Genomic DNA, 19,799 nt, shown 5'->3' on the forward strand with positions numbered 1-19,799 from the left:
ATTCTAGCGCGGCAGCCGCCTCGGCGCAGATGGTCATGGCATGCGCAGCCGCTGCAATGCCTGCTGGTGGATCGCCGGCGTGCCGGCCAGCACGCTGCGCGTATCCAGCGTCAAGGGTGCACCGCCCAGATCGGTGAACACGGCACCGGCCTCGCGCACGATCACTGCCAGCGCGGCGATATCGAGGATGTTCACGTCCGATTCGATCACCAGATCCAGCGAACCACGCGCCAGCAGGTGGTAATGGCAGAAATCGCCGTAGCCGCGGATACGGTTGCTGTCGCGTATCAACGCACCGAGCTCACCCCAGCGCGCATCGGCGGTCAGCGTCTTGACGTTGCCGGTGGAGATCGACGCCTCGCTGATGGCACTGGTTTCCGCCACGCGCACGCGCTCGCCATCGAGCCACGCGCCGCCGCCGGCGCTGGCCCACATCGTCTCGCCGTAGATCGGCGCGCTGGAGACGCCGAGCACCAGCTCATCGCCATCCATCAAGGCGATCTGGGTGGAAAAGAACGGGGTGCGCCGCACGAAGCTCTTGGTGCCGTCGAGCGGATCGACCAGCCACAGCAGGCCACCGCGATCGCCTTCGAGCCCGAACTCCTCGCCATAGACCGCCGCCTGCGGCAACGCCGCCTGCAGGATCTGCCGGATCGCACGCTCGGCCTCGCGGTCGGCGATGGTCACCGGCGTCGCATCCGGCTTCAGCTCCACCTCGACGCCGCGACGCCAGTAATGGCGTATGACTTCGGCGGCTGCGGCCGCAGCTTCGCGCGCGGCGGTCAGCGCTGACACGGTCATCTCGGGATTCATGGTGATTTCGGGCCCTGGTTGGTGGCGGCTGCGCCAGGCAGGGTGCCCGCCAGCCCGCCGCTGCGTTGGATATGCACCTTGCCGTCGGCATCCGGGTGCCCCAGCCCGGCCAGCCAATGGCGCAGCGCCGGGTCAGTCTGTCGGGCGCGCAGCGTCGCGTCCAGTCGCCAGCCGAGCGGACTCAGTTGCAGCTGGCCGTCGACCTGCAACGGGCCCTGTCCGTCATCGTGCCATTGCGCCTGGATCACCCCTTCCCGCGCCTGCGCCTGTCCGTGCAGATCGCCCAGTGCCACGTCAGCACTCCGTGTGTGCATGACCGCATGCTGCCATTGCACCTGTGCCTGCAACTGCAGCGGCCAGCCGCCCTGCAGCAAGGCGTGCTCGACAGTCAGCTGCAGTTCGCCGTGCGGCTGACCCAGCGGCAAGTTCGCCGGAGGCAGCAGTGCCGCCAGTTCGGCACGCACACTCACCCGGTGCCATTCGACCCGGTGGTCGGCCAGCCCCTGCATTTCGCCCGAAAAATCGAGCAGTGCTCCGTGCAGGTTCAGCTGCATTTGCACCTGACCGAACAACGCACGTCGCGACAGCTTCCATTGCAGTTGCCCTAGCGGACGACCAGCAGGTGTCAGCACCTGCCCGGCCCGGCCATCCCACAACGAGCCCTGCAGCTGCTGCAGACTCAAGCCATGGAGCTGCGGCCGGATCCAGGGCAGCACCCAGCGAACGGGCAGAAACCAAAGCAGCAGCGCAGCAGCCAGCACCAGCACACCGAGGCCGATCAAGGATTTTCGCAGGTACTTCAAACGTCGATTCCCGGGATGCTGCATGCGCAGGCTTGAGTGCCCATCGTGGAGCGCCGATGATAGCCGGATGACTCTCTCCGCAAGCACCAACGCCGCACTTGCCGCGCGCGACCTGAAGCACCTGTGGCATCCGTGCACGCAGATGCACGACCACGACCTCGCCGGTCAAGGCAGCGTACCGATGATACCGATCGTGCGCGGCGAAGGCGCGTGGTTGATCGATGCCGACGGCCACCGCTATCTGGATGGCATCAGCTCGTGGTGGACCAACCTGTTCGGCCATGCCAATCCGCGCATCGCGGCCGCACTGGCTGCACAGGCGACCACGCTGGAGCATGTGATCTTCGCCGGCTTCACCCACGAGCCGGCGATCGAACTGGCCGAGGAACTGGTACGCATCACGCCACCCGGACTCGATCGGGTGTTCTACGCCGACAACGGTTCGGCTGCGATCGAAGTGGCGCTGAAGATGAGCTTCCACTACTGGCTCAACCAGGGTCACGGCGAAAAGACCCGTTTCATCGCATTGACAGGCAGCTACCACGGCGAGACGCTGGGCGCGCTGTCGGTGAGTGACGTGGCGCTGTACCGCAAGACCTATGCGCCACTGCTGCTCACGCCGTTCCTCGCGCCATCCCCGGATGCGTACGAGGGTGCGCTGGGCGAGTCGTCCGCACAGACGGCAACGCGCCGGCTTGGCGAGATGCGCGCCCTGCTGGAACGTCACGCGCACGAAACCTGCGCAGTAATCGTCGAGCCACTGGTGCAGTGCGCCGGTGGCATGCGCATGTACCACCCGAGTTACCTGGCCGGGCTGCGCGCCTTGTGCGACGAGTTCGCGGTGCATTTCATCGCGGACGAGATCGCGGTGGGCTTCGGCCGCACGGGCAGCTTGTTCGCCTGCGAACAGGCTGGCGTGTCACCGGACTTCATGTGCCTGTCGAAGGGACTTACCGGCGGCTTCCTGCCGCTGTCTGCGGTGCTCACCTCCGGCCAGGTCTACGAAGCCTTCTATGCGGAATACAGCGCCGGCAAGGCCTTTCTGCACTCGCACAGCTACACCGGCAATCCACTCGCGTGCCGCGTGGCGCTGGAGACGCTGAAGATTTTCCGCGACGAGCCGGTACTCGAACGCAATCTTCAGCTTGCCGCGCATCTGGCACGCCGCCTGCACCCGTTACGCGCGCACCCGCATGTCGCCGACGTGCGTCAGACCGGCATGATCGCCGCGATCGAACTGGTGGCCGACAAGCGCTGCCGCCGTCCGTTTCCAGTGGCGGAGCGCCGCGGCCTGCGCGTATACCTGCATGGGCTTCAACAGGGTGCGCTGCTGCGCCCACTCGGCGACGTGGTGTATTTCATGCCGCCCTACGTGGTCAGCGAGGCCGAGATCGACCTGCTGGTGGACACGGCCATTGCCGGCATCGAACGCGCGGTGGTGGACTGAACGGCAGCCTCACCACAACCGCATCACTGAAGCAGGATTCAGTGAATGGAGGGATCGAGCATGCGCAGGGCTTGCGCATTGTTGATCGCACCCGTATTCCGCAGCTCCTGCAGGGTATAGCTGCGGCCATTGACACCCTGCAGACATTGCCCTTTCTTCGCCGGGATCAGGCTACCGGTATCGCGAATGCAATTACGATCACCCGGCTTGATCACCTGATGATCCTGGGCTGCATTGGCTTGACCGGAATGCGTGTCGCCAGTCGGGCCAGCCACCTGTTGCGCAGGTGCGCTCTGCGCGACGGCCAGTGCGCTGACGCCAAGGCCGACAGCCAGTGCGAACGAAATGACCGTGGTCTTGAGCATGGCGTACACCTCGTTGATTCTTGTGTGAGCTGTTGCTTCATCCTGCCCCCAACATGGCCGACAAGCAAGGCATGCCATGAAAGCATCTCGCCGGCATTCAGCTAACCTGCTGGCTGCTGGGGCATGAGTGCCTGCGCACCGTCGCCTCCGCTATGCTTGTGGCTTTTGCATGGCCACGATGCCCGCATGCGCACCATTCGTATCCATGTCGCCCTGCCGCTTGCCGTCGATGCCGAACTCGCGTTGCCGGCACAGGCCAGCGAGCACGTATCACGCGTTCTGCGCCTCGCCGCGGGCGATCCACTGACCCTGTTCAATGGTGACGGCGGTGACTATCCCGCGACCATCCAGGCCGTCGGCAAACGTGAAGTAGTGGTGCGCGTCGATGCGCGGCACGCCCTGACCAACGAATCGCCACTGCGGCTGACCCTGGCGCAGGGGGTCGCCCGCGGCGAGAAGATGGATCTGATCGTGCAGAAAGCGACCGAACTCGGCGTGGTGCGTATCGTGCCGCTGCTGACCGAGCGCTCGGAAGTGAAACTGGACCCGGCGCGAGCGGAAAAACGGCTGGTTCACTGGCGGGCGGTAGCGGCCAGCGCCTGTGAGCAGAGTGGCCGTGCACGGCTGCCCGAAATCATTCCGGCAATGCCATTGCCGCTATGGCTGGACAGCCTGGCCGAAGACGCCGCATTGCGCCTGGCACTGCTGCCCGAGGCCGCGCGTTCATCCCGCGAGCTGCGCTTTGCGGCAGCCGGCGGCCTGCTGGTCGTAGGTCCAGAGGGCGGCTTGGGCGAGCGCGATATTGGCGCCTTGAACGCCGCCGGTTTCAGCGGGCTCAGGCTTGGGCCGCGAATCCTGCGCACCGAGACGGCCGGACTCGCCGCACTGGCGGCGCTGCAGGCTCTGCACGGCGACGGTTGAACCGACGGCTATCGGTTTCGCACGCCGGTGAACGGCCTCAGGCTTCGTCGCCCAAGAGCCCATCCGATCCCGTCGATTCGACGGACTCCGCGGACTCTTCCGGAATCACCTGATCGGCGGCCTCTTGCAGCCGGAGCAGTTCGGCCTCGATCCATTCCAGATCCGGAATCATCGCCACGTCATCGCGCACCAGTACCTGCGCCCGAACACCCGATGGCAACTCGCTGCCGTCGTGGGTGGGAATGATCAGCTCGGCGTTCAGCGTGGTCAGGCGCGGGAACCCCTGCGTCAGCACCGCGATGAACGGCAGCTTGGGATTGCCGCCCAGTGCCTTCAGCACGGCCACGCGCACGCTCAGCTCGGCATCGCCTTCCTCGGTACCGGCCAGTTGCGTGAACGACACCAGCGGCACGCGCCAGCCGCGCCAGGCAATGCGACCAAGCACCCAGGCCGGTGCACCAGCCAACGGCTCGGGTTTGCTCTGGGTGATCACCTCGGCGATGGTGGCATTGGGCAGCAGCAGGCGCTGGTTGCCGACCGGCACCAGTACACAGCGGATTTCACGCGGCAGCGGATCACTCATGGAAACACCTCGATCAGGTGCGCCGCCAGCTCATGCGGCGTACCGGAAAAACTGACCAGTCGTTCGGCGAAGATACCGCTGACCATATCGGCAAAATGCTCGCCGGACGACGACTCTACCCATACCTGTCCACCGCGATCATGGATCGCCTGTGCGCCCGCGACCGCGTCGTTGGCACGGCCCGCGAACACAATCGCCACTGCATCACGGCCAAACGCATTCGCCGCCATGGTGAAGCTGGCATCGATCGACGGGCCTTGCGGCTGATCCGACGAGATCGCCTGCAGCTCGATCTTGCCATCGCGGCGCAGCACCACCTGCTGCCCCGCCGGAACGACCATTATCTCGCCGGCCCCGGCGCGCGCGCCCTGCGCCGCCAGTCGTACCGGCAATGCACAGTGCGCGGACAGGCGCTCTACCAAGGCAGCATCGGACTGCTGATCCGCCATATGCTGGGTATGCAGAAAGGTCAGGCGGGCATTCGCTGGCAGCGCGGCGAGAAAATCGCAGACGGAATCCACGCCGCTTGGCGCCGCCCCGAGCAGCACGATCCGGCTCAGCGCACTGCCGAGCTCGTCGAGCATCATCTCGTGCTCATGCACATATGGTTTGGGTGCGATCGCCTCTTCCATCGACACCAGCTCGAGACTGAAGACGGGCTCGACTCCGGATGCGACCGGCTCGACATCCGGCGCCAGAAAATCGGCCGCGCTCAATTTCTCGATGCCAAACTCAGCGGCCTCGTTTTTCGCAGGTGCGGCAGGCAGCGTGTCTTCATCCAGCAACGCCCAGCTGTCGGGCGCACGAACCGACGCCGGTGCCGGCGCAACCAGCATGGGCTCGTCCGCCGACGCAGGTATGGTCACGACCGACGGATCCACCGGCGATTCAAGCCCCAGATGGTCAAACGACGGAACCACGACCTGTGGTGCACCGGTGTGCGCCGTGGCTGCAATGGCCGCCCCGTCATGGTGGCTCATGGATGCATCGAATGCCGCGGGCGCTTGGCCAAAGTTGCCGTCATGCAACGGCGGCAACTCCTCGTCGTCGGTGAAGCGCAGGCCAGAACCGGGAGCCTCTTCATCATCAGCCGGCAGTTCATCGGAAGCCAGCAACGCCTCCAGTTCCGCCGCCAGATTCTCCGATTCGGCACTGGCCATCTTCTCGTGCTGACCGTCCGGGTCGTCGTGCACCAGAAAATCCGGCTCGGATGGCTTGGCAGCAAGCTGCGGCAGCACATCTTGTTCGAGAACTTCGGCCTCCATGGTCGGCGGCACTGCGGCCACGGCAGCTTCAGTCGAAACTTCGTCCTCAGCCAATGCCGAGGGTTCGACTGCGCCCGACTCGGCCAGCGCAGGCGCCTCGACACCGCGGGCATCCTCCGGACGTGGTGGATCAATATCGCCCGCCTCAAGCACCTTGACCGCCAGGTGCCGCGCCCAACGCGCACGATCCCAGCCGGTCAGCATGCGGCTGGCCTGGGCATCGTTGAAAACCACCCGCGGACGATCGCTCTCGATCAGTTCATGCAGATGATCAAGCGCATCGTCAGTATCGTCATCCAGATTGACCACTACGACATCGGCACTGAGTTTCTGCAGCAGATCCCGGTTGAGGCTGGACACGCGCCCCTCGTGCACGATCCGCGCACCGCGCTCATGCAATGCCTCGCGCAACTGACTGCCCAGCTCAGTGTCGTCGAACAGCAGCGCAACCGCCGGGGTCGTTTCAGTCATGAACCGGCTCCGCCGCACGCTGTTCAAGCACTTCGCTGATCTGCACCAGCAGCTCGGCCTCCTGATACGGCTTGCCCAGGTAGCGATCCACGCCGATGTCGAATGCACGTTGGCGGTGTTTGTCGCCGCTGCGTGAGGTGATCATGATGATCGGCACGTTGCGCAGGCGCGGGTCGGCCTTCATGTGGGTTGCCAGCTCGTAGCCGTCCATCCGCGGCATCTCGATATCCAGCAGCATCAGGTCCGGCACGCGTTCGTGCAGCTTCTCCAGCGCATCGACACCATCCTTGGCCGTGCTGACCTCGTACTCGTGACGTTCCAGCACGCGGCTGGTGACCTTGCGCATGGTGATCGAATCGTCCACCACCATCACCAGCGGCTGCACCCGCACCTCTTCGATGACCGGCGCCTGCACGGCACTGAGTCCATCGGCCAGTCGCTGCTGGCGACGGGTGATGCCGTGACGGACCAGCGGGGCCAGATCGAGAATGATCAACACCGAGCCGTCGCCCATGATCGTCGCGCCGAGCAGGCCCGGCACCGAGCTGATCTGCGGGCCGACCGACTTGACCACGATCTCGCGCGAACCGAGCACGGCATCGATGCGGATCGCTGCACGCAGGTCGCCGGCGCGGGTCAGCAGCAGCGGCTGCTGCTCGCCTTCGGCCTGCAGCCCCGGCGGCAGGCCGAGCAGTTCGGCCAGGTCGTGGATGCCGTAGGCCTCGTTGCCGTAGCGGAAGGACGGCTCGTCTTCGGCCATCATGACCGCCAGATCTTCCGGATTGACCCGCGCCACGCCCTGCACCGAGGTCATGGGAATAGCGAAGGTCGCCTCGCCGATGCGCACCAGGATGGCCTGGGTCACCGCGAGGGTGAACGGCAGCCGCAGCACGAAGGTGCTGCCCTTGCCTTCATCCGAATCGATCGACAGTGAACCGCCGAGCTGTTTGATCTCGTTCGCCACCACGTCCATGCCGACACCGCGACCGGCAAGCTGGGTCACTGCACTGGCGGTGGAGAAGCCGGGCTGGGTGATCAGCGAAAGCAGCTGGTTGTCGGTCGGCTTGATGTCGGCACGCAGCAACCCGCGTTCGATGCCGCGCTTGCGGATCGCTTCGCGGTTCAGGCCACGGCCATCGTCGCTGACACGGATCACCACCTCGGTGGCCTCGCGTGCCACCTGGATGTTCACGGAACCCTCGGCCGGCTTGCCCGCCTTGCGGCGTTCTTCCGGTGTCTCGATGCCATGTGCGATGGCATTGCGCAACATGTGCTCGAACGGCGCCTTGATGCGGTCGAGCAGGTTGCGGTCCATTTCGCCGTGCGCACCGTCCACGTAGAGCTGGGCGCTCTTGCCTTCCTCCTGGGCAGCCTGGCGCAGCGTGCGGCGCAGGTTCGGCACCATCGTGTCGAACGGCAGCATGCGCGTGCGCAGCAGGCCTTCCTGCAGTTCGGTACTGACGCGGGACTGCTGGATCAGCAAGGTCTCGGCCTGGCGGGTCAGCTCGTCCAGCATGCTCTGGATCGACACCAGATCGGATACCGACTCGGCCAGTGCACGCGAATACTGCTGCAATTGCGAGAAACGATCGAGCTCGAGCGGATCGAAGGTCGCCATGCCCGCTTCGCGATGCTCGCGCTGGAAGCGCGCGATGATCTGCGCCTCGGTCTCGATTTCCAGCATGCGCAGCTGGCTGCGCAGACGCGCGACGGTCTGCTCCAGCTCGACCAGGTTGAAGCGGTAGCCCGCTACCTGCTGTTCGAGACGCGAACGGTAGATCGCCACCTCGCCAGCATGGTTGACCAGGTTGTCGAGCAGGTCGGCGCGGACTCGGATCTGCTCCTGCGGGGAGCGCACCTCCTCATCCTCTTCCGGCAGCAACTCGGGCAGCTCCAGCCCTTCCAGCGTGCTCGGCACCACCGGCGCCGGTGTTGCCCGGACCGGTTTCGACACCGGCAGCGGCACGACGGCAGCGGCCAGCACCTCGTCGTCGGCCAGCGTGTGCTCTCCGGCCAAACCGAGCAGATGATCGATCATGGCTTGCGGGTAGGCAGGCGTCTGCCCCTGCGAAACCTGCTGCGTCAGCGCATGCAGCTGATCGAAGCTGGCTTCCAGTGCCGCAATCAGCGGACCGGTCTTTTCCACGTCACGGATCGGCTTCTCGAGCAGGGTTTCGATCGCGTGCGAGAGATCACCTACCGAGGACAGGCCAGCAATTCGTGCACCGCCCTTGAGCGTATGCAGGTCACGCTGCAACTCGGCGATGTGGGCCAGTTCGGACGGCTCGGCATGCCATTGCGCCAGCACGCCATCGGCGTGATCGAGGATTTCGTGCGCCTCTTCGATGAACACCTCAAGCAGATCGGCATCGATCTGGCCGGATCCGGCCAAGGCGTATGCCGGCTCCGGCGTCGGTTCGGCGGTTGCTTCCGCGGCATCGGCAGGCGTCGTGGCCCGTTCGGCAGCCAGGGCCGCCGCCGCTCGCTCGGCAGCCAACTTCTCGGCCTCGGCATGTTCTGCCGCAAGCTGCTCGGCTGCAGCTTTTTCAGCCGCCAGTTTCTCGGCCTCGGCATGTTCTGCCGCAAGCTGCTCGGCTGCAGCTTTTTCAGCCGCCAGTTTCTCGGCTTCGGCATGTTCGGCAGCCAGTTGCTCTGCCGCAGCCTGCTCTGCTGCTGCCTGCTCTGCTGCTTGTTCCGCGGCAGCGTGTTCGGCAGCAAGCCTCTCGGCTTCGGCCTGCTCCGCCGCATGCTTCTCGGCAGCAGCTTGTTCCGCTGCCGCCTGCTCGGCCGCTGCCTGCTCTGCTGCTGCGTGCTCTGCTGCTGCACGCTCTGCCGCTGCCTGTTCTGCGGCGGCATGCTCCATTGCGGCCTGCTCGGCAGCCAGTTTCTCGGCTTCGGCCTGCTGTGCTGCAATCCGCTCGGCTTCGGCTTGACGGGCCGCCTGTTCCGCCTGCTCCGCGGCAGCATGCTCAGCAGCGGCAGCTTCGGGTTCGAAGGCACCCAATGCGGCTACCAGTTCGGCAGCAAACTCGACATGGTGCGCATCGTCCACAGGCGCACCTGCCTGCTGAGTTGTCTCCGACGGCGCTTCGGCACTTGTCTCATCTGTGCGCCCAGCGGTGAGCTTGTCCATGCTGGCATCCAGCGAAGCAGCCATGGCGGCCTCGCCGCCTGCAGCAGGCCCTGAAGCGACCGCTTCGGCAGCAGGCTCGTCCTCGTCGGGACGCGGCTCAAACACCACATGCGCCACCTGCGACTCGGGATAACGATCACGCATGGCGACCAATTGCGCAGTCAGCGCATCCACATTGGGCAACTGCGGCTCGGCGACATCGAACTGGCCCATCACCTGGTCGACGACCTCCACCGACTGGCCAAGCAGACCCACGCCCTCGGCCGGCAACGACAGGTTGGCGGCGCGCAGGCGCTTGAGCAACCCTTCCAGAGGGGACAGCAGCTGGGTAAGCAGCAGGATGTCGACCATCGCGATGGCGCCATGCAGGGTATGCACGGCCCGTAGCAGTTCTTCGCCGATGGGCAGTTCGTTGCCACCGCGCTGGATCGCGGCGCGGATGGTCTGCAGGTATTGCGCAACCTCGCTGCGCAGGATCTCCAGCAGCACCGGATCGACCGGCGGCATCGCCGGCCCCGCGATGAACGCCGCCGGCTCGACTTCCCCGTGGCCGGCGGCGGCAGTATGGGCATCGGTTACGCCAGCTTCCGGAACAGCCTGTGCCGCGACATCGACGCGCGGCACACGCCGGCGCACCACACGACGCACCGTTTCGGTTGCGCCCGATGCGTAATCCTCCACCCGCGCCTGCTGGCCGGCAGCCAGCTGCTCGGCAGCCTGCATGATGGCGCTGAGGGGCGCCGTCGGCGCGCCCTCACCCTTGAGCGCGGCCAGCAGCTGCGGCAAGGCATCGATGGCGTGACGAATGACGGCCTGTACACCCTCGTTCGGCTCGATCGTGTTGTCCAGCACCCGGTTGAGCATGTCCTCCACTTTCCACGCGAACTCGCCGAGCACGCCGGCACCGACCAGGCGGCCGGAGCCCTTGAGCGTGTGGAACGAGCGGCGGATGCCCACCAGCGATGAAAGCTGGGTCGGATCGGCCAGCCACACTTTCTCGGCGCCGCGCAGATTGTCGATTTCCTCCTGCATTTCCTCCAGGAAGATCTCGCGGATATCGTCGTCTATACCTTCCGCATTCGCATTGAAGCCGGTGTTGGCCGCCAGCGCATCGCGCACCGGCGCCTGCTCGAAGATCTCTTCCTCGATTTCGACCCAGTCGTCCTGGGAGTCGGCGGCAGTTCCCTCCAGCATCGCCGGCGCAGTCGCTTCGGTCTGTGCCAGCCGCAAGCCGTCCAGGTTGTGGACCGTGGCAACGGGCGGAACCGTGTCGCCAATGAATACATGGCCGAGGTCGTCACCTGGGAGCAGGCTGACAGACTCGGAGAGCTCCGGGTGCTCCTCATCCCCGAGAGCATGGCTCACCGGGGCAACCACGACCGGCGGCGTGGCCGCGGCTACCGTGCCAGCCGCACGTGCGGCCGGCAGCGGCCAGTAGCCGAGCAGTCCGAGACTGTGTTCGGCCACATCCAGGATGTGCTCCAGGCCGCCACGATGCTCGCGCGCGGCCTCGAGGTAATACTCCAGTGCAGCGAGGGCATCCGCCAGATGATCCATCTGCGCCCCGCTGGGCACGCGCCGGTCATCCAGCAATTCGTAGCCGACGAATCGACCCACACCTTCCGCCAGCTCGGCCGGACGCGTTGCCGACAACATGCGCATGGCACCGGCAACTTCGTCCATCAGGGTCGATGCGCCCGCCAGTCGATCGTGTTCCCAGCCGGATTCGACAAACGCAACGATCGCATCCTTCACCTTGCCGGTGTTGCCGATCGCTTCCTGCATCAGGGTCGTGACGACGCCAAGCGCTTCGCTGCGCGGCAATCCGGGTGTGGTTCCGCCAGCTGCCGCATCGTCCTCGGAGCCCAGGCTTTCGATGTGATCGTCCAGCGAAGCCTCGACGTACAGCAAGGCGCCAGCCACGTCGAGCAAGGTATCTTCGTCGGCCGGACGCAGTCGGTTTGCAATCTCGTCCAGCACCCGCCGCTGTTCGCTGATCACGCGGCGCGGTACGGCCAGCGCCAGCATGCCCAGCGTATCGCCGACACGTTCGAGCACCTCACCCTGCACGGCCAGCTGCGCCGGATCGCCATCCTGCTGGCGCAGGAAAAGATCCAGCGCTTCCTTGACGCGCAGCAGATCGTCTTTCAAGGCGCGCGACACGGAGTCGAGCAGGGCACGATTGTGCCCGGACATCGAACCGCGGGCGTGCTCCAGCTCGCCGGCATCGGGCAGCAGGCTGTCCAGTGCATAGGTAGTGCGCAACAACTCCATCTGCGGGCTGCGCTGCTTGGCCTGCGCCACGATGTAGAGCAGCTTGCAGGCCACCTCATCCGCCTCACCACCGCGCAGACTGTTTTCACCCTGCTCGATCAACAGGCGGATGTTGCGGTCGACCTTGCCGATCAGCTGGCGGATTTCGCCTGCCTGGGCCTTGAGTACGCCCTGCTCCAGCCCCTCGAGGACGCCAGCAGCGATCCACCACAAGCGCCGGCCGTGCACGTGGAAGCAGCGCGCCGTGATCGCCAGCAGCGTCTTGCGCATGCCGATCAGCTGCTGCGACGTGTTCTGCCCGCGGAACCAGCCCAGTAGCTGCTGCTGGAAGCGCAGACGCAGATCCACCAGCTCGCTGCGATGAGCTTCGGCATACGCTTCGCTCATCGCCGCCGGGGCCTGCTCCGGCAGGAAGGCGTCGAGATTGGGATGGAACATCGCCGATTCGGACAGCGGCGGCAGCTCGCGGCTGGCACGCAGGTCGTTCAGCAACGGCAGCAGCACCACCGGTACATCGCGGTGGCCACTGGACAGGCGCTCCAGATAATCGGGCAGCTGCATCAGGCCACGCATCAACGCGGCATAGGCCTCTTCGCGATGAGCGACTTGGTCATCGAGCAGAGCGACGACGAGCGCTTCCATCTCTGCGGTGACCATCGCCGCGCCATACAGCTCGACCATCCGCAAGGTGCCATGCACCTGATGCAGATGATCCGCACAAGTGCGCATGTAGTCGCGCTTGGCTGGATTGTCGACGTAGGACTCCAGCGCCTCGCGGGCGATCGACAAGGTATCGTCGAGCTCCGGCTTGACCCACTGCAGGGTGGTGAAATCGATGTGGTCTTGAAGTCTCATGCGCCTCTCTCAACGGTTGCCCAATGTCGCATCACCCACGCATCACGCAACCAACGAGATTGCCCCCCGAAAAAATGCCAATGCCAGCCAGACCGATGTCAACCCGGCAGCTTGAAGTGCGCCACTGAGCGCCGCAGATCACTTGCCAGCTGCGCCAACGTACCGATCGAGTCGGCGGTCTGGCTGGCACCTTGCGAGGTCTGCGAAGTAATTTCCTGAATCGCGTTCATCGAATGCGAGATGTCGGTCGCCGCCGCGGACTGCTGGCGCGCCGCGCTGGAGATGTTCTGAATCAGCGCCGACAGATCGTGCGACACGCGCTCGATGTCACCCAGCGCGCTGCCGGCGTCCTCCGCCTTGCGTGCACCGGCCACCACCTCGGCGGTGGTCTGCTCCATCGAGTTCACCGCTTCGTTGGTATCGGACTGAATCGTCTGCACCAGCGTCTCGATTCGCTTGGTCGCGCTGGTCGAGCGTTCCGCCAGTCGCTGCACTTCGTCCGCCACCACCGCGAAACCCCGACCGGCCTCACCGGCCGAAGCCGCCTGGATCGCCGCGTTCAACGCGAGGATGTTGGTCTGCTCGGCGATGTCGTTGATCAGTTCAACGATCGAGCCGATCTCCTGCGAGGATTCGCCCAGACGCTTGATGCGCTTGGAGGTTTCCTGGATCTGGTCACGAATCGAGTCCATTCCGGAGATCGTCTCGCGCACCACCTCGGCGCCGTGCGAGGCGATCTTCACCGAGCGTTCGGCCACGTCGGCCGACTCGGCGGAGTCCTTCGACACGGTATCCATCGAGCTCACGATCTGGTTGATCGCCGAGGTCGCCGAGCTGATCTGTTGCGCCTGCTGCTCGGCCGCGTCGGCCAGATGGCGCGCGGTGGTCTGGGTTTCCTGCGCCGAGGACGAGACCTGCTCGGAGGTCTCGTTGATGGTGGTCACCAGTGAACGAAGCTCGTCGATGGCGTAGTTCACCGAGTCGGCGATCGCGCCGGTGATGTCTTCCGACACCGTGGTCTTCACGGTCAGGTCACCTTCGGCGAGCGAACCCATTTCGTCCAGCAGGCGCATGATCGCCTCCTGGTTGCGCTGGTTCAGCTCGGTACTGCTGGCAAACCGGCGGCGCTGATCGCCCACCAGCGTGATAACCAGCAACAGCGCGAAGGCCACTGCGGCAATCGCGCCGAACAGGCCCCACCACACGTTCGGGAACAGCCGGCGCAGCGGCAGCTTGCCGATCTGTTCCGACAGATCGTTTGCGCGCAACAGCACGGTCTGCGAATCCAGCGAGGCCTGGTTGCCCGCATGCTTCACGTCGGCGATGTTGCCTGCGGCGGCGGCCAGCTTGGCCACCGGGTCGGCCAGCTTGGCCCAGCTGGCGTCCATGTCGGTGAGGATCTTGCGTGCATTGGCATCGCCAATCGGCTTCACGCCACTGTCCGGATTGCCTTCGATCAGGCCCTTCAGCACGCTGCCGTAGAGCTGCGCATCGCGTGACAGACCATCGGCTGCAGACTGTGCATTGTCACCGCCCTGCAGCACTTCCTGCACGCGACGGATGATGCGGTCGGCCGACAGCATCTGGCGGGAGGTGCCCAGCATCTGCTCGGAACTGCCGTTGCGCTGCTGCAGGATGTTGACCACCTGCTCCATGCTCGAATTGAGCAGCGGCATCTGCTGCGACAGCGTGTCTGCGCGCTGCCCGGAATCGAGCACCACGGCCTTGTTGGAGAGGATCTTGCCGATATCCGCATCGAGCTGCTGCCACGAGGCGTCGAGTGCACTCACGGCGCGGCCGGCGGGAGAAGCGTTGTTGTCGGCGTAGGCCTGCATGCCGCTCGACGTATCGCCCTTGCCGAGTTTCTGCACGGCGGAATCGATGGCGTTGCGGGTGCTCTCGAGCTCCTTGAAGGAATCGGTGTTGCCATTGGCCGATTCCAGCGCGAACTTGGCCGTCTGCTGCGACAGCACCTGGATCTGCGTGGTCAGCGCGATGGCCTGGCGATCCTCGTCGTTCTTGATGTTCAGCCGCCAGAAGTCAAACGCCGCAATACCAATCGCAATCAGCAGCAGGACAATGAGTGCGGTGTAACCTCGTTCCCTGCTGACGCCCCCTGTAGTGCTCATGTTCACCTCATCCGTCTAACTGTACGTTGCCGGTTCCGCATCATCGCGCGGCTACTGGCCAGGGATTTGTTGTTTCAACTCCGGCCGCAACCGGCACCGGCCCTTCCATATATGCAACCGTGTTCAGCTCAGGCCGCCGCCTGTCGAAAATCAGGTGCGCGCACCAGTCGGCTCATGCTGAAAATCGCCAGCTGTTGTTCGCCCACCCGGTTTTCCACGAAACGGGCCAGCCGCGGATCATCCTCGCGCTCGACCTCGCGTCGCTGTTGTTCATCCACCGTGCGCTGCCCGAACACTTCGTCGACCAGCAGCGCCACGTTGCCACTGCCCTGACGCACGATCAGGAGACGGGTGCGATCGGAGTGCAGCGTGCGCTCGCCGAACAGGAACCGGCCGAAATCGACCACCGGCACCAGATTGCCGCGCACGTTGGCCACGCCGAGCAGCCACGACCGGGTGCCCGGTACCGGCGTGAGCGTGGGCACCGCCAGCAACTCGTTGATCTCGTCGATGCCGCTGACCAGCACGCGATGACCGACGCGGAAACCGATGCCACGCCACAACCCGGGCGCCTCCAGTTTGTCCTGCGTATCGGACGCGTGCGCCAGCGACAACCGCTCGTAGCGGGCCAGGATTTCGAACGGGGTGCGATTGACGGACTGGTTCATGTCGCGCTCGACAGCAATTCGTTGATACAGCCCAGCAGTTCCTTCTCGTTCACCGGCTTGGTGATGAACGCGCGGGCGCCCTGGCGCAAGCCCCATACCCGGTCGGTTTCCATCGACTTGGTGGTGATCATCACGATCGGCACTGCCGACGTGACTGGATCGCGGGTCAGCGTGCGGGTTGCCTGGAAGCCATTCATGCCGGGCATGATCACGTCCATGATGATCAGATGAGGCAGCTCGGCGCGCGCGCGCTCGATACCCTCTTCGGCAGTCCCGACAGCAAAGACTTGATGGCCGGCACGCTCAAGCAGCGTGGTGAACACGCGCACGTCGGTCGGCGAATCGTCGATGATGAGAATAGTGGCCACAGGTCCCCCTCAGAATCTGCAGTCAGCGGTTGGGTACCGTGCTGACATGGCGATGGATGGCACCAAGCAGCTCGTCCCGCGTGAACGGCTTGGTCAGATACTGTTCGGCGCCCACGATGCGCCCGCGGGCCTTGTCGAACAGGCCATCCTTCGAGCTCAGCATGATCACCGGCGTGGCGCGGAAAAGTGGGTTGTTCTTGATCAGCGCGCAGGTCTGATAACCATCCAGCCGCGGCATCATGATGTCGACGAAGATGATCGCAGGCTTCTGGTCGGAGATCTTGGCCAGCGCCTCGAACCCGTCGACCGCGGTCAACACCTCGCAACCCTCTTTTTTCAGCAGGGTTTCCGCCGTGCGGCGGATGGTCTTGGAGTCATCAATCACCATGACCTTGAGACCAGCCAAGTCATTAGCACTCACGTTCAAATTCACTACTCCCCCTGCGGCCCAGCCCGAGCTCAGGATAGACACCAAGGCATGCAACAGCCATGCCGTACGGCGTACATGTAAAAAATTTCGAAACGAACCACCGGAAACCCGCTCTGTGGCAGAGCCCCCAAGGCTTTGCTGTTTACTGCCTGCCCGCCGAGACTGTCAAGCAATAGTTCGGATTGCCGCCCCACGTGACCCATAGTGGCACCATCTGGCCGTCTGCGACAGCCATCGAATCATCAGCGATCCTGTTGCCCCGGCGAGATACCCGACGAGCATCCACTTACTATATGGATCGGGCGATCAGTGCCTGCCTGCCAACCCCGCCTTATCCAGGCAACACATGGAGAATCACATGACCCTTTCGGTCGGCGTGCTGATGGACCCCATCGGCGCGATCAAGATCGCCAAGGACACCAGCTTCGCGATGCTGCTGGAAGCCCAGCGACGCGGTCACGCATTGCACTACTTCGAACAAGGTGACCTGGCGCTGCGCGATGGCGCGCCGTGGGGCCGGATCGCACCGCTCGCCGTGCGCGAAGATCCGCAGCACTGGCACACGCTGGGGCAGGCGCAGTGGCGCGACCTGCGCGAACTCGACGTGGTACTGATGCGCAAGGATCCGCCGGTCGACGCCCAGTTCATCTACGACACGATGGTGCTGGAAGCGGCCGAGCATGGCGGCGTCAACGTCATCAACCGTCCACGATCGCTGCGCGACTGCAACGAGAAGCTGTTCGCGCTGACTTTCCCGCAATGCATCGCTCCCACCCTGGTTTCGCGCGACGCTGGCGAGCTGCGCCGCTTTGCGGCCGAACATGGCGAAGTTGTGCTGAAACCGCTGGACGGCATGGGCGGGCGCGGCATCTTCCGGGTCAAGGCCGGCGACAGCAATCTCAACTCGATGCTGGAAACCCTGCTCGGCGGCGATGCGCATGGCGCCGGGCGGCAGCTGACCATCGCGCAGAAATACATCCCGGAGATCACCGCCGGCGACAAACGCATCCTGGTCATCGATGGCGAGCCGGTGCCTTACGCACTCGCACGCATTCCGCAAGGCAACGAGTTCCGCGGCAATCTCGCTGCGGGCGGCCGTGGCGTCGGCGTACCACTGTCCGACCGCGACCGCTGGATCGTGGCGCAGGTAGCGCCTGAGCTGCGTCGGCGCGGCCTGGTGTTTGTGGGGCTGGACGTGATCGGCGACTACCTGACCGAGATCAACGTCACATCCCCGACCTGCGTACGTGAGCTGGATGCGCAGTTCGGGATTAACATTGCCGGCCAGCTGTTCGACGTCATCGAGCAGCACGTCATTGGAAATCGCACCGCGTGAGCACCCCCGCAACCGTCTCCAGCGCCCCGGATCCGATCGGTGCCACCTTGCTGTTCTCGTTGCTGCTGCATGGCGTGCTGCTGCTCGGCATCACTTTTCACTTCGCCAAATCCAGTCCCAGCCTGCCCACGCTCGATGTGACCCTGGTCAATGTGGCGAACCAGGAAACGCCGGACAAGGCCGATTTCCTGGCGCAGGCCAATAACCGTGGCGGTGGCCAGAGCGACCAGGCTGGGCGACCGTCGCAACCATTTTCCGGCGTGCTGCCCAAGCCTGATACCGGTACGGCGGCCCAGGCCGTCGAAGCCGCCACGCCGCAGCCGCGCGAAGCCACTCCCACACGGATGGTCACTACCAGCGGGGCAACCGACTTCAGTGTCACCAGCGATAGTGCGCAGACCCGGATCGACCCGCAGGATCAAGCCCAGACGGCGGCCGAGCTGCAGTCTCAGCAGGAAGCAGCAAAGCTGGAAGCGGCACTGCGCAAGCAAAAAACGGAATACGCCAAGCGCCCCAAGGTCAAATACCTCACCGCGAACACCAAATCGGATGTGTATGCGGCTTATTTGAGCGGCTGGGCCGAACGGGTCGAACGGGTCGGCAATCTCAATTACCCCGAAGAGGCACGCCGTCGCGGCCTGCACGGCGACGTGCTGCTTACCGTGGTACTCAACCTCGACGGCAGCATTGATGACATCAAGGTGATCCGGAGTTCCGGCCAGCCGCTGCTGGACGCCGCTGCGCAACAGATTGTGCGATTGGCCGCGCCCTATCCACCCGCGCCGCATACCAGCGAAGCCCTGGACCAGCTCAATATCACCCGCACCTGGGAGTTCCAGCCGAACGACGTGCTGGAGACGCACTGAGGACCCGCTCCGGCTGCGGAATGCGCCGCGCACACGGCAGTGCGCATACAATGCGGGCATGACTTCCGGGCAACTCTCCACCCTCACCGGGCACTTCCTGATCGCCATGCCGGGGCTGGCCGAGCCGCCGTTCCAACGCGGCGTGGCGCTGCTGTGCCAGCACAACGAGGACGGTGCGGTCGGACTGCTGGTAAACCAGTTGTCCGAATACCGCTTCGGCGACGTGCTGGCGCAGATGCGGCTCGAGTGCGCAGACAGCGAGCTGGCCGATGCCCCGGTGCTGATCGGCGGCCCGGTGCAGCAAGAGCGCGGCTTCGTGCTGCACCGCGATCCCGGTGACTGGGAAGCCAGCTATCGCGTCAACGCCGATTGGTCGGTCACCACTTCGCGCGACATCCTCGTTGCGATGGCCGCCGGCGAAGGCCCACGCCAGGCCATCATGGTGCTCGGTTACGCCGGCTGGGATGCCGGCCAGCTGGAACAGGAACTGATGGCCAACGCCTGGCTCACCACCGAAGCCTGCGGCCGGGTGGTGTTCGACACTCCGCTTGAAGAACGCTGGAGCGCCGCTGCCGGACTGGTCGGGGTGGATCCGCGCCAGCTGTCCGGCTACGCGGGCCACGCATGAGCTGTGTGCTCGGGTTCGATGTCGGCAGTCGCCTGACGGGTGTCGCCATCGGCAACTCGTTCACCGCCAGCGCGCGTGGGCTGACCACGATTCCCGTGCGTGACGGCGAGCCGGACTGGCAACAGCTCGATGGCCTGCGCAAGGAATGGTTGCCGGATACGCTCATCGTCGGCCTGCCCTTGGCGCTCGATGGCGCCGAACAGGCTGCCAGCCGCAATGCACGCCGTTTTGCCGTCCAGCTGCAACGTCGCTACAGCCTGCCGGTGGTGCTCGTCGACGAACGGCATAGCTCGCAGGAAGCCGCCGAACGATTCGCCGCCGCCCGCGCCGCCGGCCTCAAGCGCCGCCGCGATGCCGCAACCATCGATGCCGAAGCCGCTGCCATCATCGTCGAGCGCTGGCTCGGCGGCGCAGAGGCGTGGCCCGCCGCCACCGATCACTGAA

General features: G+C 65.0%; 17 protein-coding genes. 7 read left to right on the forward strand and 10 right to left on the reverse strand.

Annotated features, from left to right (window positions below):
• Positions 1-33: 33 nt before the first annotated feature.
• On the reverse strand, positions 34-813 hold the full coding sequence (locus B0E46_RS00915; protein ID WP_077553827.1) for an inositol monophosphatase family protein: 780 nt from the start codon (positions 811-813) through the stop codon (positions 34-36).
• Positions 810-1,616 (reverse strand): type II secretion system protein N, encoded by an 807-nt coding sequence (locus B0E46_RS00920; protein WP_077553828.1) that lies wholly within the window; start codon positions 1,614-1,616, stop codon positions 810-812. Before B0E46_RS00920 ends, B0E46_RS00915 begins: the two co-directional genes overlap by 4 nt.
• A gap of 67 nt (positions 1,617-1,683) precedes the next feature.
• On the opposite strand from B0E46_RS00920, the gene B0E46_RS00925 reads away from it, so the two are divergent.
• Positions 1,684-3,063: an adenosylmethionine--8-amino-7-oxononanoate transaminase gene (locus tag B0E46_RS00925; protein WP_077553829.1), complete on the forward strand. Its 1,380-nt coding sequence runs from the start codon at positions 1,684-1,686 to the stop codon at positions 3,061-3,063.
• Positions 3,064-3,101: 38 nt separating this feature from the next.
• Here the strand turns inward: B0E46_RS00925 and B0E46_RS00930 are convergent, their stop codons facing one another.
• Positions 3,102-3,428 carry a hypothetical protein gene (locus tag B0E46_RS00930; RefSeq protein WP_077553830.1) on the reverse strand — a complete coding sequence of 109 codons (327 nt, stop codon included), beginning with the start codon at positions 3,426-3,428 and terminating at the stop codon, positions 3,102-3,104.
• A 186-nt stretch (positions 3,429-3,614) separates the two neighbouring features.
• On the opposite strand from B0E46_RS00930, the gene B0E46_RS00935 reads away from it, so the two are divergent.
• The gene (locus B0E46_RS00935) at positions 3,615-4,349 is read left to right on the forward strand and encodes a 16S rRNA (uracil(1498)-N(3))-methyltransferase (RefSeq protein ID WP_077553831.1); all 735 of its coding nucleotides are present in this window, start codon (positions 3,615-3,617) and stop codon (positions 4,347-4,349) included.
• 37 nt (positions 4,350-4,386) lie between these two features.
• Here the strand turns inward: B0E46_RS00935 and B0E46_RS00940 are convergent, their stop codons facing one another.
• Positions 4,387-4,932, reverse strand: a complete 546-nt coding sequence (locus B0E46_RS00940) for a chemotaxis protein CheW (RefSeq protein ID WP_077553832.1) — start codon at positions 4,930-4,932, stop codon at positions 4,387-4,389.
• A complete protein-coding gene (locus tag B0E46_RS00945) occupies positions 4,929-6,218 on the reverse strand; it encodes a chemotaxis protein CheB (RefSeq protein WP_254424993.1) in 1,290 nt (429 codons plus the stop codon). The genes B0E46_RS00940 and B0E46_RS00945 overlap by 4 nt, the downstream gene beginning before the upstream one ends.
• Between B0E46_RS00945 and B0E46_RS17935 the strand changes: the two genes are divergently transcribed.
• Positions 6,174-6,707, forward strand: a complete 534-nt coding sequence (locus B0E46_RS17935; RefSeq protein ID WP_254424994.1) for a hypothetical protein — start codon at positions 6,174-6,176, stop codon at positions 6,705-6,707. The two genes, B0E46_RS00945 and B0E46_RS17935, sit on opposite strands and share 45 nt — an antisense overlap.
• On the opposite strand, the gene B0E46_RS00950 is transcribed toward B0E46_RS17935, so the two are convergent.
• From B0E46_RS00950 to pilG, 5 genes are all read right to left on the reverse strand, one after another.
• On the reverse strand, positions 6,661-12,930 hold the full coding sequence (locus B0E46_RS00950; protein WP_077553834.1) for an Hpt domain-containing protein: 6,270 nt from the start codon (positions 12,928-12,930) through the stop codon (positions 6,661-6,663). The genes B0E46_RS17935 and B0E46_RS00950 overlap by 47 nt on opposite strands.
• A 98-nt stretch (positions 12,931-13,028) precedes the next feature.
• Entirely contained in the window at positions 13,029-15,059 is a 2,031-nt protein-coding gene (locus tag B0E46_RS00955) for a methyl-accepting chemotaxis protein (RefSeq protein WP_077553835.1), read from the reverse strand.
• A 128-nt stretch (positions 15,060-15,187) separates the two neighbouring features.
• Positions 15,188-15,727 carry a chemotaxis protein CheW gene (locus B0E46_RS00960; RefSeq protein WP_077553836.1) on the reverse strand — a complete coding sequence of 180 codons (540 nt, stop codon included), beginning with the start codon at positions 15,725-15,727 and terminating at the stop codon, positions 15,188-15,190.
• On the reverse strand, positions 15,724-16,095 hold the full coding sequence (locus B0E46_RS00965) for a response regulator (protein WP_077553837.1): 372 nt from the start codon (positions 16,093-16,095) through the stop codon (positions 15,724-15,726). Before B0E46_RS00965 ends, B0E46_RS00960 begins: the two co-directional genes overlap by 4 nt.
• 22 nt (positions 16,096-16,117) lie before the next feature.
• Positions 16,118-16,483, reverse strand: coding sequence for a twitching motility response regulator PilG (gene pilG / locus B0E46_RS00970; protein ID WP_077446430.1), 366 nt, complete (start codon positions 16,481-16,483; stop codon positions 16,118-16,120).
• 400 nt (positions 16,484-16,883) lie between these two features.
• Here pilG and gshB point away from each other — a divergent pair, with 400 nt between their 5' ends.
• Genes gshB through ruvX form a run of 4 tightly spaced genes read left to right on the forward strand, consistent with a single transcriptional unit; the run spans position 16,884 to position 19,798 of the window.
• Positions 16,884-17,861: a glutathione synthase gene (gshB, locus tag B0E46_RS00975; protein ID WP_077553838.1), complete on the forward strand. Its 978-nt coding sequence runs from the start codon at positions 16,884-16,886 to the stop codon at positions 17,859-17,861.
• Positions 17,858-18,727, forward strand: coding sequence for an energy transducer TonB (locus tag B0E46_RS00980; RefSeq protein WP_077553839.1), 870 nt, complete (start codon positions 17,858-17,860; stop codon positions 18,725-18,727). The genes gshB and B0E46_RS00980 overlap by 4 nt, the downstream gene beginning before the upstream one ends.
• Positions 18,728-18,785: 58 nt before the next feature.
• The gene (locus tag B0E46_RS00985) at positions 18,786-19,355 is read left to right on the forward strand and encodes a YqgE/AlgH family protein (protein ID WP_077553840.1); all 570 of its coding nucleotides are present in this window, start codon (positions 18,786-18,788) and stop codon (positions 19,353-19,355) included.
• Positions 19,352-19,798: a Holliday junction resolvase RuvX gene (gene ruvX, locus B0E46_RS00990; RefSeq protein ID WP_077553841.1), complete on the forward strand. Its 447-nt coding sequence runs from the start codon at positions 19,352-19,354 to the stop codon at positions 19,796-19,798. The genes B0E46_RS00985 and ruvX overlap by 4 nt, the downstream gene beginning before the upstream one ends.
• Position 19,799 lies beyond the last annotated feature (1 nt).

The sequence above is a fragment of the Rhodanobacter sp. B04 genome (assembly GCF_002001125.1).
Lineage (GTDB): Bacteria > Pseudomonadota > Gammaproteobacteria > Xanthomonadales > Rhodanobacteraceae > Rhodanobacter.

Excerpts from the sequence above, each read along its gene's own strand:
- B0E46_RS00935 (WP_077553831.1), top strand. The coding sequence starts at position 3,615 with ATGCGCACCATTCGTATCCATGTCGCCCTGCCGCTTGCCGTCGATGCC.
- B0E46_RS00950 (WP_077553834.1), bottom strand. The coding sequence starts at position 12,930 with ATGAGACTTCAAGACCACATCGATTTCACCACCCTGCAGTGGGTCAAG.
- B0E46_RS00955 (WP_077553835.1), bottom strand. The coding sequence starts at position 15,059 with ATGAGCACTACAGGGGGCGTCAGCAGGGAACGAGGTTACACCGCACTC.
- ruvX (WP_077553841.1), top strand. The coding sequence starts at position 19,352 with ATGAGCTGTGTGCTCGGGTTCGATGTCGGCAGTCGCCTGACGGGTGTC.
- B0E46_RS00925 (WP_077553829.1), top strand. The coding sequence starts at position 1,684 with ATGACTCTCTCCGCAAGCACCAACGCCGCACTTGCCGCGCGCGACCTG.
- B0E46_RS00930 (WP_077553830.1), bottom strand. The coding sequence starts at position 3,428 with ATGCTCAAGACCACGGTCATTTCGTTCGCACTGGCTGTCGGCCTTGGC.
- B0E46_RS00960 (WP_077553836.1), bottom strand. The coding sequence starts at position 15,727 with ATGAACCAGTCCGTCAATCGCACCCCGTTCGAAATCCTGGCCCGCTAC.
- pilG (WP_077446430.1), bottom strand. The coding sequence starts at position 16,483 with ATGGTGATTGATGACTCCAAGACCATCCGCCGCACGGCGGAAACCCTG.
- gshB (WP_077553838.1), top strand. The coding sequence starts at position 16,884 with ATGACCCTTTCGGTCGGCGTGCTGATGGACCCCATCGGCGCGATCAAG.
- B0E46_RS00985 (WP_077553840.1), top strand. The coding sequence starts at position 18,786 with ATGACTTCCGGGCAACTCTCCACCCTCACCGGGCACTTCCTGATCGCC.
- B0E46_RS00915 (WP_077553827.1), bottom strand. The coding sequence starts at position 813 with ATGAATCCCGAGATGACCGTGTCAGCGCTGACCGCCGCGCGCGAAGCT.
- B0E46_RS00940 (WP_077553832.1), bottom strand. The coding sequence starts at position 4,932 with ATGAGTGATCCGCTGCCGCGTGAAATCCGCTGTGTACTGGTGCCGGTC.